The following is a 12,388-nucleotide window of genomic DNA, read 5'->3' as shown; positions in this document are numbered from 1 at the left end:
GGGAAAGCGGCGCCGACGCGGCGCCGACCGCTGGTGTCGCCGCTCACCAGCGGTACCAGTGCGTCCGGTGTCCGGCCGCCCCGGTGCGGTGGAACAGGAAGCCGAGCACCCAGACCACCAGGACCGCGAGGGCGATCCACCACAGTGCCTTGACGGCGAACCCGACCCCGAACAGGACCACGGCGAGAAGCAGGACCAGAATGACGGGCATCATCGTTCACACCTCCGCGGTGCGAGTTCCCCTTATGCGCAATATATGCCGCTTGTGTCCAGGTTAATACCGGCCCGTCAATACCGGCCCGCCCTCAAGGCCCCCGCCCGCTAGGCGCTCTCGACGCGCACCGCCAGATCGTTGTTGACGGTGTAGTACGGACCGGCCTCCGCGGCGCCGTGCGGAGCGGCGACCGGCTGCGTCGGGTAGGTGAAGATCTCCTTCTTGTCCGGGATGTCGTCCAGGATCCGCGCCAGCCGCGCCGGGGCCGCGTCCGGGTCGGCCGGGCGCAGCCACAGGTCCCACGCCTCCTCGCCGCCCTTCCAGCCGTCCGCCAGCTCCGCGAGCGGCAGCGTGAAGGAGAACTCCGTGCCGCCCGCGCCGCCCTCCACCTCGAGCGGCCCCGTCCACACCCGCGAAGGCTCAGTCCGGAAGCGGGCCTCGGCGACCGCGCCGGCCAGCCACTCGGCCGGGTGCTCCACCCGGTACAGCCGGCCGCGCACCGCCAGCCCGCCGCCCTCGACGCGGAGCTCCGCCGCCTCGGCGTGCGGGGCGCGGCGCCAGCTGCGCAGCGAGAGGTTGCCGTGCTTGGTCGGGTACGGGATGCGGACGGCCAGCGGCGAGGTGCTGGGGCCCGGCCTGCGGTCGACGAGCGAGCGCAGATCGTTCAGGCCCGGCGCGAGCCGCTGCTGACCGGCCTCGCCGAGGGCCATATGGACGTCCCAGCGCCCCTCCGGCAGCGGCACCGTGCTCGGCAGCGCGGCCTGGAGCCTGCCGTCCTCGGCGGGCACGAGCGGCAGCCGCACCTCGTCCTCGCGGCCGGAGTCCGCGCCCCGGCGCACCAGCACCAGCGCGGCGTCCGACCCCGCCTCCGTCCCGGGACGAACCCAGTCGGTGACATGGAAGGTGAGCCCGCCGGCGGAGTCCGCCACGCAGTCGGCGCGCGGCGGAGCGAACGCGGCGGGCGTGTCAGCGGCCGTGGCAGCAGCCGTTTCAGAGGGCTTCATCACGCGGCACGCGCCCTTCCGAACATCGAGTGGCCCACGTCCTTCGTCGCGAACACACCGCTGAGAAGGGTGCCGCGGGCGCGGTGCAGGGTGCCGCGCAGAGTGCTGCGCGCCACGAGGTCGCTGAAGAGCGACTCGTAGCGCCCGGCCACCTGGGACGGGTCGAAGCGGGCGGAGCGCTTCAGCGCCTCCTGGCCCATCCGCCGGCGCAAGTCGTCGTCGTTGATGAGGTTCAGCAGGGCCGCGGCGATGGCGTCGACGTCTCCGGTGGGGACCAGGCGGCCGTCCACGCCGTCGTCGATGATCTCGGCGGGCCCGTGCGGGCAGTCGGTGGAGACCACCGGCAGACCGCAGCGCATCGCCTCGACGATGGTCATCCCGAAGGACTCCATGCTGGAGGTCACGGCGGCGATGGAGCCCTTGGCCCACTCCGGGTCGAGGGGGTTGGCGGGGCCCATCAGATAGATGTGGTTGTACAGGCCCAGCCTGTCTATCAGGGCCCGCAGCTTGGCCCGCTGGTCGCCGCCGCCGTAGATCCGCAGCCGCCAGTCGGGGCGTGCCGCGCTGACCTTCTCGAACGCCCGTATCAGCAGGTCGTAGCGTTTCACCGGGGCGAGCCTGCCGGCCGCCACCACCCACTTGCCGGTGCCGTCGGCGGGCTCCAGGCCCGGTTCGGGCACGCTGTTGGGCACCGCCTCCAGCCGTACGCCCGGCAGCCGCATCTGGCCCCGGTAGGTCTCGGCGTCCGCCTGGGTGACGGTGGTGACCGCGTCCAGCCGGGGGTAGGCGCCGCGCAGCGTCCGCCTCAGCGCCTTGGAGTGGGTGCTCAGGGTCAGGTGCTCCTGGCCGACGCGCACGGGCCCGCGGCGGGCCTCACGGGCTATGTGCACATTGAGACCGGGGCGGGTGCCGACGACGACATCGGCGTCCAGCCGCCCGAGATGCTCGGCTATCCGCCGGTCGGTGAGCCGGCTGTACTGCTTGTACCGGCCCTCGCTCCTCGGGAAGACCCGCGCGGGGCGGGCGTGGTCAGGGTCCGCCCCCTCGTAGGCCGGGCTCTTCTTGCGGATGTCCACGAGATGGCTGAGCCGCACGTTCGGGCCGGGGTCGAAGACCGGCACGTCGCGGTGGCGGAACACCGACACGATCTCCACGTCGTGCTGTTCGCCCAGCGTGCGGGCGAGGTTGTACGTGGTCCGGATCGTCCCGCCGATCCCGTACGCGTTGTGAATCAGGAATGAGATATGCATCCGTCCCGGTATCCAACCATTTCCCACCGTTTCCCCGCGGACAGCCTTACTCGTCCGCCTATCACTGAGTCAGACTTGGGAAACGGTTGCTGGGTTGGGCTCCATCACCGTCTTGTTCTTGAACATATGTCAAATTGGTAGCTAACGTGCGGAACTTTTACCGGCCTTAGCTCATCAGAGCCTCAAGTGCAGTGACCACGCCGCGGATGGCCCGTTGACTACATGGAGCCGGGAAACCGCCCGGCACACGGACCGATACCGAGGAGCCACCCGTGCCGCGCATGCTCGACGTCAGCGACGACGTACGCGCCGAGATCGGCGACGAAGAAGCCGACCGGCTGCTGGCCGGCGAGAACGCCCCGGGCAGCTACGACTGCACCTCCTGCCGCACACCCGGGAACACCGACCAGGAGCGCACCAGCACCGTGCTCTTCGTGGGCCAGGAAACGGCGGTGCTCGCCTTCGCGCACGCCACCTGCGTCCCCTCCCAGGTCGTCCCGGTCTCCGAGGAGCAGCTGCGCGGCGCCGTGCGGTCCATCACCGCCGAGGAGGCCTCGCCGCCCGCCCCCGAACCGCCCCCCGCCGCCGACACCCAGCAGGCGGTGCTCGGCGTCACCAGCGGGGTGGTTCTGGTCGGCGGCGAGGCCCGGCCCGCGCTCGTCATCGAGCCGACCGAGCCGATCGCCCGGCCCGGCATCGGCGGCCCGGGCGATGACTTCCTGCCGCTCCTGACCGAGCAGGGCTTTCTGCCCGTGTACGACCTCGGCCGGCCGCCGGCGCCCATCCCCGGCTGGTCCGTGCTGCTGGCCGCGGGGCAGCTGCACGCCGTGCTGATGCCGGCCCCGGGCGGGGGCGCGCCCGTGGCGTGGTGGCAGGCCCACCACCCGATGCCGGTGAGCGACGGCTGGCGGTCCGCCGTCGGCCGCTCCCGGCAGGTGCTGCTCTACGCCGCCGCGGCCGGCACGATCGGCACCCAGCCGCGCGAGGACCAGCTGCGCACCGCCCTGGACCGGGCCGCCGCGCGCGGCGCCCTGGTCGGCGCCACCATGCCGCTCGCGGGCTCCTGATCCGCATGACCGCGCCCGCACCCCGCCGCGCCGACCTCGTACACGCGGCCCATTCACCGCCGATCCCGCATCCGACGGGCGGCCGGGTCGTTGGCACATACGTGCACGCATACGACCCTCCCTCCCGATCCTCTTCTCCCCCACCCTCCCGGGCCCCGTATGACCCGCTCCCCCGAGCCTCGTCCCTCCCGCCGGCCCGGTCTCCTTATCCCCCGCCCACCCGGGCCCCGTATCCCCCACCCGCCCGGGCCACGTATCCCCCACCCGCCCGGGCCCTGCATCACGCCCACATTCCGGCGATGCGCCCGGCGCAGGACACCCTGGGCGATCACCGGCGGCCCTCCGCCACGCCGATCTACGACGCGCTGTACGCGGAGTACCGGAGGATGTTCCGGGCCCTGCCCGGCGACCGTTCGGACGAGGAGGACCTGGGGTTCACGGCGTTCAGCGCCATCGGGCAGCCCGGCCAGCCCCGCGGGCTGACCAGCGGCGGCCACGGCCACACGGGCGGCTACCCGGGCCACACGGGCGGCCACGGTCCGCTGGGCGGGCACGGTCATACGGGAGGCCACGGGCATGCGGGTCACACGGGCGGCTACACGGGTGGTTACGTGGGGGGCCACACCGGGACCTGGGAGCCCGTCGGGCGCCACCACCGCACCTATCTGCCCGCGCTGCCGCCCGGACAGCGCGACGGGCGGGGCCACGGGTACTGAACCCGCGCCCCCGCCCGTGACCGCTTCCGCCCGCGGAAGCCGCTTGCCGCGCGGCTACTTCTTGCGGCCGCGCTTCTCGCGCACCCGCACCGAGATCTGAAGCGGAGTCCCCTCGAACCCGAACTCCTCGCGCAGCCGCCGCTCGATGAACCGGCGGTAGCCCGCCTCCAGAAAGCCCGAGGCGAACAGCACGAAGCGCGGCGGCTTGGTCCCGGCCTGCGTCCCGAAGAGGATGCGGGGCTGCTTGCCGCCGCGGACCGGGTGCGGGTGGGAGGCGACGATCTCACCGAGGAAGGCGTTGAGCCGCCCGGTCGGCACCCGGGTCTCCCACCCGGCCAGCGCGGTCTCGATCGCCGGGACCAGCTTCTCCATGTGACGGCCGGTGCGCGCCGAGACATTGACCCGCGGCGCCCACTGGATCTGGCCCAGCTCGGTCTCGACCTCGCGCTCGAGGTAGTAGCGGCGCTCCTCGTCGAGCGTGTCCCACTTGTTGTACGCCACGACGATCGCGCGCCCGGCCTCGACCGCCATCGAGACGATCCGCTGGTCCTGGACGCTGATCGACTCGCTGGCGTCGATCAGGATGACCGCCAACTCGGCCTTCTCCACGGCGGCGGCGGTGCGCAGCGAGGCGTAGTAGTCCGCGCCCTCCTGGAGGTGCACCCGGCGGCGGATACCGGCCGTGTCCACGAACTTCCAGGTCACGCCGCCGAGTTCGATCAGCTCGTCGACCGGGTCGCGGGTGGTGCCCGCCATCTCGTTGACGACCACCCGCTCCTCGCCCGCCACCTTGTTCAGCAGGGACGACTTGCCGACATTCGGGCGGCCGATGAGCGCGATGCGGCGCGGACCGCCGACGGTGGCGCCGAAGGTCTGGGCCGGGGCCTCGGGCAGCGCCTCCAGCACGGCGTCCAGCATGTCGCCGGTGCCGCGGCCGTGCAGCGCGGAGACCGGGTACGGCTCGCCCAGGCCCAGCGACCACAGCATCGCCGCGTCCGCCTCGGCACTGGGGCCGTCGACCTTGTTGGCGCACAGCACCACGGGCTTCCCGGCCCGGCGCAACAGCTTGACCACGGCCTCGTCGGTGTCGGTGGCGCCGACCGTGGCGTCCACCACGAAGACCACCGCGTCGGCGGCCTCGATGGCGAACTCGGCCTGCGCGGCCACGGACGCGTCGATGCCGAGCACGTCCTGCTCCCAGCCGCCGGTGTCGACGACCTTGAAGCGGCGGCCGGACCACTCGGCCTCGTAGGTCACCCGGTCGCGGGTGACGCCCGGACGGTCTTCCACGACCGCCTCCCGGCGGCCGATGATGCGGTTCACCAAAGTCGACTTGCCGACATTCGGGCGGCCGACGACGGCGAGGACGGGCAGCGGGCCATGTCCCGCCGCGGCCAAGTCGCCCTCGACCTCCTCCAGGTCGAAGCCTTCCTGCGCGGCGAGCTCCATGAACTCCGTGTACTCGGCGTCGCCAAGCTCACCGTGCGCCGCGCCGGTCTGGATCTGGTCGTTCATGAAGTCATTCCTCGTCGTCTTTCGCTGCTGTCCGCAGCTGCCACGAGCCCGTACGGCCCGCGGGTGTGTCACGTCTATGGATGGCCGACACGGCCGGTGAGCCGCCTGGCGTCCGCCAGATGCGTTCCCAGCCGCTTCTGGACGCGCGCGGTCGCCTCGTCCAGGGCCGAGCGGGTCCGCCGGCCGCTGCCGTCGCCCGCTTCGAAGGGGTCGCCGAAGACCACATCGATCCGGCTGCGCAGCGGCGGCAGCCCCGGCGCCACCCGGCTGCGCCGCGGCGTGCTCCCCGGCCCGCCCGGCCGCGCGGTGCCCAGCACCGCCACCGGCACGATCGGGGCGCCCGACCGTACGGCGAAGTAGGCGAGCCCGGCGCGCAGCGAGGCGAAGTCGCCCTCGCCGCGGGTGCCCTCCGGGAAGATCCCCAGCACTCCGCCGCGCTCCAGCACACCCAGAGCGTCCGTGATCGCCGTCCGGTCGGCGCTCGCCCGGTCCACCTTCAGCTGCCCGATCCCGCGCAGGAAGGGGTCCAGCGGACCGACGAACGCCTCCTTCTTGACCAGGAAGTGCACCGGCCGCGGCGAGGTGCCGATCAGCATCGGGCCGTCCAGGTTGTGGGAGTGGTTTCCCGCGAGGATGACCGGACCGGTGGCCGGAATCCGCCAGGCGCCCAGCACCCGCGGCTTCCACAGCCCGTACATCAGTCCGATGCCGATCCGGCGGCCGACCGCGGCGCCGCCCGCGCTGGGCAACGCGGCGGAGGCCTTGGCGGTTCTGTCGGCCTTGTTGGCCTTGTTGGCCTTGTTGGGGGTTTGGGTCACGCGGAACGCTTCTCCTCGACGAGGGTGACCACACACTCGATGACCTGCTCAAGGGTGAGGTCGGTGGTGTCCACCTCGATCGCGTCGTCCGCCTTGGCGAGCGGCGAGGTCTTGCGGCCCGAGTCGGCGGCGTCCCGCTTGGCCAGCGCGGCCTGCGTGGCCGCCAGGTCCGTGGCGTCCTTGCCCTTCAGCTCCCCGCTGCGGCGGGCGGCCCGCACCTCGGCGGAGGCGGTCAGGAAGATCTTGACGTCGGCGTCCGGCAGCACGGTGGTGCCGATGTCCCGGCCCTCCACGACGATGCCGCGCGGCGCCTCGGTGGCGATGGACCGCTGCAGCTCGGTGATCCGCGCCCGCACCTCGGGGACCGCGCTGACCGCGCTGACCTTGGAGGTGACCTCCTGGGTACGGATCGGGCCGGAGACGTCCACGCCGTCCACGGTGATGGTGGGGGCCGCCGGTTCGGTGCCGGAGACGATGACGGGCTTGACGGCGGCGTCGGCCACGGCGGTGGCGTCCTCGACGTCGATGCCGTTGTTCACCATCCACCAGGTGATCGCCCGGTACTGGGCGCCGGTGTCGAGGTAGCCGAAGCCGAGCTTGGCCGCGACGGCCTTGGAGGTGCTGGACTTGCCCGTGCCTGCGGGGCCGTCGATCGCGACAATCACTGCTGCCGGGGCGGTCCGGGCGGCGGTTTCCACGGTGACAGACACCTTTCTTGCGTTTCTTGCGCACGGGCGGTTTCGCGGGCCCCTGAAGAGCCTCGCACAAGGTTACTGCCGGATGGACCAACCCCGTGCCAGCCCATATTTCCGCGGCCGCCGGTCACTGCCGGTATTTCCGCGGCCGCCGGTCACTGCCGGATCGACCAGCCCCGCATCTCCCCCACATTGCCGCCCTCGCACCGCTCGGCGCCGGAGCGCCTCCCGGGCTTCGAGACGGCTGCGTCGGACTCCGTCCGCCGAACGGCGGTCACTGCCGGATCGACCAGCCCCGCTCTCTCAGGGCGGCCGTGAGGCCCGGCGCGGCATGGGGTTCGACGAAGAGCTGGATCAGGCCGGCCTGCTGGCCGGTCGCGTGCTCGATCCGTACGTCTTCGATGTTGACCCCCGCGCGGCCCGCGTCGGCGAAGATCCGGGCCAGCTCGCCGGGCTGGTCGCCGATGAGCACCGACACCGTCTCGTACGCGGCCGGGGCCGCGCCGTGCTTGCCCGGTACTCGCTCGCGCCCCGCGTTGCCGCGCCGCAGCACGTCCTCGATGCCCTGCGCGCCGTCGCCGCGCTTGGCCTCGTCGGCCGACTGCAGTGCGCGCAGCGCGCGGACCGTCTCGTCGAGGTCGGCGGCGACCGCGGCGAGGATGTCGGCCACCGGGCCCGGGTTGGCGGAGAGGATGTCGACCCACAGCGCGGGCTCGGAGGCGGCGATCCGGGTCACATCGCGGATGCCCTGCCCGCACAGCCGCACCGCCGTCTCGTCCGCGTCCTCCAGCCGCGCCGCGACCATGCTGGAGAGCAGCTGCGGGGTGTGCGAGACCAGCGCGACGGCCCGGTCGTGGGCGTCCGCGTCCATCACCACGGGCACGGCCCGGCACAGCGCGACCAGCTCGAGCGCGAGGTTGAGCACCTCGGTGTCGGTGGCCCCGCCGGCGGCGCTGGTGGGCGTGAGCACCCACGGCCGCCCTTCGAAGAGGTCGGCCGTCCCGGCCAACGGCCCGGAGCGCTCGGCGCCCGCCATGGGGTGCGTGCCCAGGTACCGGGTCAGGTCGCAGCCGAGCTCCTCCAGCTCGCGGCGCGGCCCGCCCTTGACGCTGGCGACGTCCAGGAAGCCGCGCGCCACGCCCCGGCGCATCGCCTCGGCGACCGTCTGGGCCACATGCGCGGGCGGTACGGCGACGACCGCCAGGTCGACCGGCCCCTCCGGCTCCTCCGCCGTGCCGGCGCCGAGGGCCGCCGCGGTACGAGCCTGGTCCTGGTCGTGGTCGCTGAGATACACCCGGACCCCGCGGCCCGCCAGGGCGAGCGCCACGGAGGTGCCGATCAGGCCGGTGCCGATGACGAGGGCGGTTCTCACTGGGCGATGTCCTTACGGAGGGCGGCGGCGGCGCCGAGGTAGACATGGGCGAGATCGGACTTGGCCAGGCCGGTCTCGATATGCGCGAGGATGCGGACCACGCGCGGCATGGCCCCGGCGATATCGAGCTCCTGCGCACAGATCAGCGGCACGTCGGTGATCCCGAGCTTGCGGACGGCGACGGCGGGGAAGTCGCTGTGCAGGTCAGGGGTGGCCGTGAACCACACGCTGATCAGGTCGTCCGGCGTCAGGCCGTTGCGCTCCAGGATGGCGGTGAGCAGCGCGGAAACCTGCTCGTGCATGTGCTGCGGCTCGTCCCGCTCCAGCTGGACGGCCCCGCGGACCGCTCGTACCGCCACGTCTGTGCTCCCTTCCGTGCCGCCCCCGCGTCCGTCCCGACGCCCCCGGTCAGCCTAGCGAGGCGGACCGGGGGTGAGGCCGCCGCGACCACCCTGCGGACACCCACCGTCACCGGCGGCGGGATGGGACGGGATGGGACGCGGCGGGGGAAACGGGATGGGAGGGAATGGAACGCGAGGGTTAGAGCTCCACCTCGCGCATCAGCATGCCGACCTCGGTGTTGGTCAGCCGCCGCAGCCAGCCGGACTTCTGGTCGCCCAGCGCGATCGGGCCGAAGGCCGTACGCACCAGCTTGTCGACCGGGAAGCCGGCCTCGGCGAGCATGCGCCGCACGATGTGCTTGCGCCCCTCGTGCAGGCTCACCTCGACCAGGTAGTTCTTGCCGGTGTTCTGCACGACCCTGAAGTGGTCGGCGCGGGCGTAGCCGTCCTCGAGCTGGATGCCGTCCTTGAGCCGCCTGCCGAGGTCGCGCGGGAGGGGGCCCTGGATCGCGGCGAGGTAGGTCTTGATGACGCCGTAGCGGGGGTGGGTGAGGCGGTGGGCCAGCTCGCCGTGGTTGGTGAGCAGGATGATGCCCTCGGTCTCGGTGTCGAGGCGGCCGACGTGGAAGAGCCGGGTCTCGCGGTTGGTGACATAGTCGCCCAGGCACTGGCGGCCGTCCGGGTCCTCCATGGTGGAGACGACGCCCGCGGGCTTGTTCAGCGCGAAGAAGAGGTACGACTGGGTGGCGACGGTCAGCCCGTCGACCTTGATCTCGTCCTTCTCCGGGTCGACGCGGAGCCCCTGCTCCGTGACGATCTTGCCGTTGACCTCGACCCGGGCCTGGTCGATGAGCTCCTCACAGGCGCGGCGCGAGCCCATGCCGGCGCGGGCGAGGACCTTCTGCAGCCGCTCGCCCTCCTGCTCGGCCCCGGGGAACGTCTTGGGCGACTTGACCCGCGGCTTGTCGTGCCGGGCCCGGTTGCGCTCCTCTATCTGCGCCTCGTACTCGCGCGGGCGCGCCGGGGCGGCGGGCTTACGGCCACGGCCGGCGCCCTTGGGGCCACCGCCCTGGCCGCCGCCGGTCCTGGCACCGCTGGTCCCCGCGCCGCCCGTTCCGGCACCGGACTTCGGGCCTCCGCTCCCCCGGCCGCCGCCCTTCGGGCCGCCGCTCTTCGGGCCGCCGGGCTGGCCACCGCCCGCGTCGTAGCGGCGCTCCTCGGGACGGGGCCGGCCCGTGCGCTTCTGCTTGTCGTCGCGCCCGTTGCCCGCGCCCCGGTAGTTCTGCCCGCCGCCGGTGCCCCTGCTGTTCCTGCCGCTGCTTCGCATCAAGATTCCGTCTGAGAGTGGCCGCTGTCGTGGCCCTGGTTGTCGTCGTGGCCCTGGTTGTCGTCGTCGTGCGGGTCCGGTGCGTCCGGGTCGAAGGACGGCAGCCCCTCCTGGGACTCGCCCTCGACCGCGTCCGCCTCTGGGAGGAACGGGGCGAGCTCGGGAAGCTCGTCCAGGCCGCGCAGGCCCATCCGCTCCAGAAAGTAGTTCGTCGTCCTATACAGGATCGCACCTGTTTCGGGTTCCGTTCCCGCCTCCTCCACCAGACCGCGCTGAAGGAGGGTCCGCATCACGCCATCGCAATTCACTCCGCGTACGGCCGAGACGCGGGAACGGCTGACCGGCTGACGGTACGCGACTACGGCGAGGGTTTCCAAAGCGGCCTGGGTGAGCCGGGCCTGCTGGCCGTCCAGGACGAAGCGCTCGACGGCCGCGGAGTAGGCGGGGCTGGTGTAGAAGCGCCAGCCTCCCGCGACCAGTCGCAGCTCGAAGCCGCGGCCCTGTGCGGCGTACTCGTCGGCCAGTTCGCGCAGCGCGCCCCGGATCGCCCGGCGCGGCCGGTCCAGGATCTTGGCCAGGTGCTCCTCGGTGGCAGGCTCGTCGACGACCATGAGCACGGCCTCCAGGGCGGGCTTGAGCTCGAGCCCGGCAAGGTCCGAGGCCCCGGCCGGGGCCTCGGCGGTGCGGGATGGCTGCTGCTCGCTCACGTCTCTGCCTCCTTTTCGGGCTGCGGCCGCGGTTCCTGTGCCCGCGGTTCCTGCTTCCGGCCCTGCTGCGCTTCCTGGTCGAACTCGTCGGTCACCAGCGGCTGCCGCCCCTCCGCGCCCGTCCAGCGCACCATGAGCGAGCCGAGCGCCTCCTCCTGGTCCAGGTGCACCGCGCGCTCCCGGTACAGCTCCAGCAGCGCCAGGAACCGCGCGACGACGGTCAGCACATCGGGCGCGTCCTCGGTCAGCGTCTGAAAGCTCGCCTCCCCCAGCTCCCGCAGCCGCGCCACCACGACCTCGGCCTGCTCCCGGACGCTGACCAGCGGGGCGTGGATGTGGTCGACGTACACCTGCGGCTTGGGCTTGGGCTGCATCGCCTTCACGGCCAGCTTCGCGAAGCCCTCCGCGCCGATGCTGATGACGACCTCGGGGAGGAGGTCCGCGTGGTGCGGCTCCAGGCCCACGGTACGGGGGTAACGGCGGGACTCGGCGATCAGCCGGTCGTTGAGGATGTCCGCGATCTGTTTGAACGCGCGGTACTGCAGAAGGCGCGCGAAGAGCAGATCCCGGGCCTCCAGCAGGGCCAGGTCGGCCTCGTCCTCGACCTCGGCCGCGGGCAGCAGCCGGGCGGCCTTGAGATCGAGCAGGGTCGCGGCGACGACCAGGAACTCGGTGGTCTGGTCGAGGTCCCAGTCCGGCCCCATGGCCCGGATGTACGTCATGAACTCGTCGGTGACCTTGGAGAGGGCGACCTCGGTGACGTCGAGCTTGTGCTTGGAGATCAGCTGCAACAGGAGGTCGAAGGGCCCCTCGAAGTTCGCCAGCCGCACAGTGAACCTGCCCTGACCGTCCCCGCCCGCACGCGCATCCCCGTCGCCGGAGCCCTCCACGTCGTGGGGGCCCTCCGCCTCGTGGGGGCCCTCCCTCGTGCCCTGCCCCAGGTCCGCCGAGCCGACCCCGCCCCCCGTCACCTCCCCCGCGTCGTGGCCTACCGCGGCGCCCGCGGCAGGGGGCTGCTCCGGCGTGGGAGGCCCGGAGGTGGGCGGCTTCGGGTGAGCCGGGCGTTCGGCGGCGGGCGCCGCGTCGGTGGGCGCCGCCTTGTACGTGGGTTCCGCGCCGTTGTCGGCGTCCGAGGGACCCGCCTGCCCCGTGTCGGCCACCTCGGTGAGCGGGGCCGCGTCGGCCGTCGGCTCGGCGCCGGGCTCGGCAGGCTCCGCCGGCTCGGCGAGTGGGGCGTCGGGGCCCGGGGCCTGGTCCCCGTGTGCGGTGCCCGTCGCGCGCGGACCCGTGCCGGGGCCCCGGCCGAGGGTGCGGCGGGATGGGCGAGAGGGCTGGGCGGGGGTGTGGTTCGTGGGCATCGCG

General features: G+C 72.9%; 13 protein-coding genes. 2 read left to right on the top strand and 11 right to left on the bottom strand.

Going from position 1 to position 12,388, the window contains the following annotated elements; translation table 11 throughout:
* Positions 1-43: 43 nt before the first annotated feature.
* From ACWY4P_RS42015 to ACWY4P_RS42005, 3 genes are all read right to left on the bottom strand, one after another.
* A complete protein-coding gene (locus ACWY4P_RS42015; RefSeq protein ID WP_456206089.1) occupies positions 44-214 on the bottom strand; it encodes a hydrophobic protein in 171 nt (56 codons plus the stop codon).
* Positions 215-321: 107 nt separating this feature from the next.
* Complete coding sequence (locus tag ACWY4P_RS42010) at positions 322-1,218, bottom strand: hypothetical protein (RefSeq protein WP_456206088.1); 897 nt, start codon at positions 1,216-1,218, stop codon at positions 322-324.
* Positions 1,218-2,468 carry a glycosyltransferase family 4 protein gene (locus ACWY4P_RS42005; protein ID WP_456206087.1) on the bottom strand — a complete coding sequence of 417 codons (1,251 nt, stop codon included), beginning with the start codon at positions 2,466-2,468 and terminating at the stop codon, positions 1,218-1,220. The genes ACWY4P_RS42010 and ACWY4P_RS42005 overlap by 1 nt, the downstream gene beginning before the upstream one ends.
* A gap of 272 nt (positions 2,469-2,740) precedes the next feature.
* Between ACWY4P_RS42005 and ACWY4P_RS42000 the strand changes: the two genes are divergently transcribed.
* On the top strand, positions 2,741-3,535 hold the full coding sequence (locus tag ACWY4P_RS42000) for a hypothetical protein (protein WP_456206085.1): 795 nt from the start codon (positions 2,741-2,743) through the stop codon (positions 3,533-3,535).
* A 299-nt stretch (positions 3,536-3,834) separates the two neighbouring features.
* Entirely contained in the window at positions 3,835-4,251 is a 417-nt protein-coding gene (locus ACWY4P_RS41995) for a hypothetical protein (protein WP_456206083.1), read from the top strand.
* A gap of 54 nt (positions 4,252-4,305) precedes the next feature.
* Here the strand turns inward: ACWY4P_RS41995 and der are convergent, their stop codons facing one another.
* The 8 genes from der to ACWY4P_RS41955 all read right to left on the bottom strand — a co-directional run bounded on the left by der (position 4,306) and on the right by ACWY4P_RS41955 (position 12,384).
* Entirely contained in the window at positions 4,306-5,766 is a 1,461-nt protein-coding gene (gene der / locus ACWY4P_RS41990; RefSeq protein ID WP_456206081.1) for a ribosome biogenesis GTPase Der, read from the bottom strand.
* Between the two features lie 74 nt (positions 5,767-5,840).
* Complete coding sequence (locus ACWY4P_RS41985) at positions 5,841-6,464, bottom strand: lysophospholipid acyltransferase family protein (RefSeq protein WP_456213239.1); 624 nt, start codon at positions 6,462-6,464, stop codon at positions 5,841-5,843.
* A 116-nt stretch (positions 6,465-6,580) separates the two neighbouring features.
* The gene (gene cmk / locus ACWY4P_RS41980; protein WP_456206079.1) at positions 6,581-7,294 is read right to left on the bottom strand and encodes a (d)CMP kinase; all 714 of its coding nucleotides are present in this window, start codon (positions 7,292-7,294) and stop codon (positions 6,581-6,583) included.
* Between the two features lie 259 nt (positions 7,295-7,553).
* Complete coding sequence (locus ACWY4P_RS41975; protein WP_456206077.1) at positions 7,554-8,651, bottom strand: prephenate dehydrogenase; 1,098 nt, start codon at positions 8,649-8,651, stop codon at positions 7,554-7,556.
* Positions 8,648-9,010 (bottom strand): chorismate mutase, encoded by a 363-nt coding sequence (gene aroH, locus ACWY4P_RS41970; protein WP_456206075.1) that lies wholly within the window; start codon positions 9,008-9,010, stop codon positions 8,648-8,650. Before aroH ends, ACWY4P_RS41975 begins: the two co-directional genes overlap by 4 nt.
* Before the next feature lie 181 nt (positions 9,011-9,191).
* The gene (locus ACWY4P_RS41965) at positions 9,192-10,319 is read right to left on the bottom strand and encodes a pseudouridine synthase (protein ID WP_456206073.1); all 1,128 of its coding nucleotides are present in this window, start codon (positions 10,317-10,319) and stop codon (positions 9,192-9,194) included.
* Positions 10,319-11,026 (bottom strand): SMC-Scp complex subunit ScpB, encoded by a 708-nt coding sequence (gene scpB, locus ACWY4P_RS41960; protein ID WP_456206071.1) that lies wholly within the window; start codon positions 11,024-11,026, stop codon positions 10,319-10,321. Before scpB ends, ACWY4P_RS41965 begins: the two co-directional genes overlap by 1 nt.
* Positions 11,023-12,384: a segregation/condensation protein A gene (locus ACWY4P_RS41955; RefSeq protein WP_456206069.1), complete on the bottom strand. Its 1,362-nt coding sequence runs from the start codon at positions 12,382-12,384 to the stop codon at positions 11,023-11,025. The genes scpB and ACWY4P_RS41955 overlap by 4 nt, the downstream gene beginning before the upstream one ends.
* Positions 12,385-12,388 lie beyond the last annotated feature (4 nt).

It is taken from the genome of Streptomyces sp. LZ34 (assembly GCF_053890475.1).
The sequence above is the reverse complement of the archived record's forward strand: the minus strand, read 5'-3'. Positions and strand labels throughout refer to the sequence as shown.

What these genes read in the sequence shown, in the direction of transcription:
- ACWY4P_RS42015 (WP_456206089.1), bottom strand. Translation starts at nt 214, where the DNA reads ATGATGCCCGTCATTCTGGTCCTGCTTCTCGCCGTGGTCCTGTTCGGG.
- ACWY4P_RS42010 (WP_456206088.1), bottom strand. Translation starts at nt 1,218, where the DNA reads ATGAAGCCCTCTGAAACGGCTGCTGCCACGGCCGCTGACACGCCCGCC.
- ACWY4P_RS42005 (WP_456206087.1), bottom strand. Translation starts at nt 2,468, where the DNA reads ATGCATATCTCATTCCTGATTCACAACGCGTACGGGATCGGCGGGACG.
- ACWY4P_RS41995 (WP_456206083.1), top strand. Translation starts at nt 3,835, where the DNA reads ATGCGCCCGGCGCAGGACACCCTGGGCGATCACCGGCGGCCCTCCGCC.
- der (WP_456206081.1), bottom strand. Translation starts at nt 5,766, where the DNA reads ATGAACGACCAGATCCAGACCGGCGCGGCGCACGGTGAGCTTGGCGAC.
- ACWY4P_RS41985 (WP_456213239.1), bottom strand. Translation starts at nt 6,464, where the DNA reads ATGTACGGGCTGTGGAAGCCGCGGGTGCTGGGCGCCTGGCGGATTCCG.
- ACWY4P_RS41965 (WP_456206073.1), bottom strand. Translation starts at nt 10,319, where the DNA reads ATGCGAAGCAGCGGCAGGAACAGCAGGGGCACCGGCGGCGGGCAGAAC.
- ACWY4P_RS41955 (WP_456206069.1), bottom strand. Translation starts at nt 12,384, where the DNA reads ATGCCCACGAACCACACCCCCGCCCAGCCCTCTCGCCCATCCCGCCGC.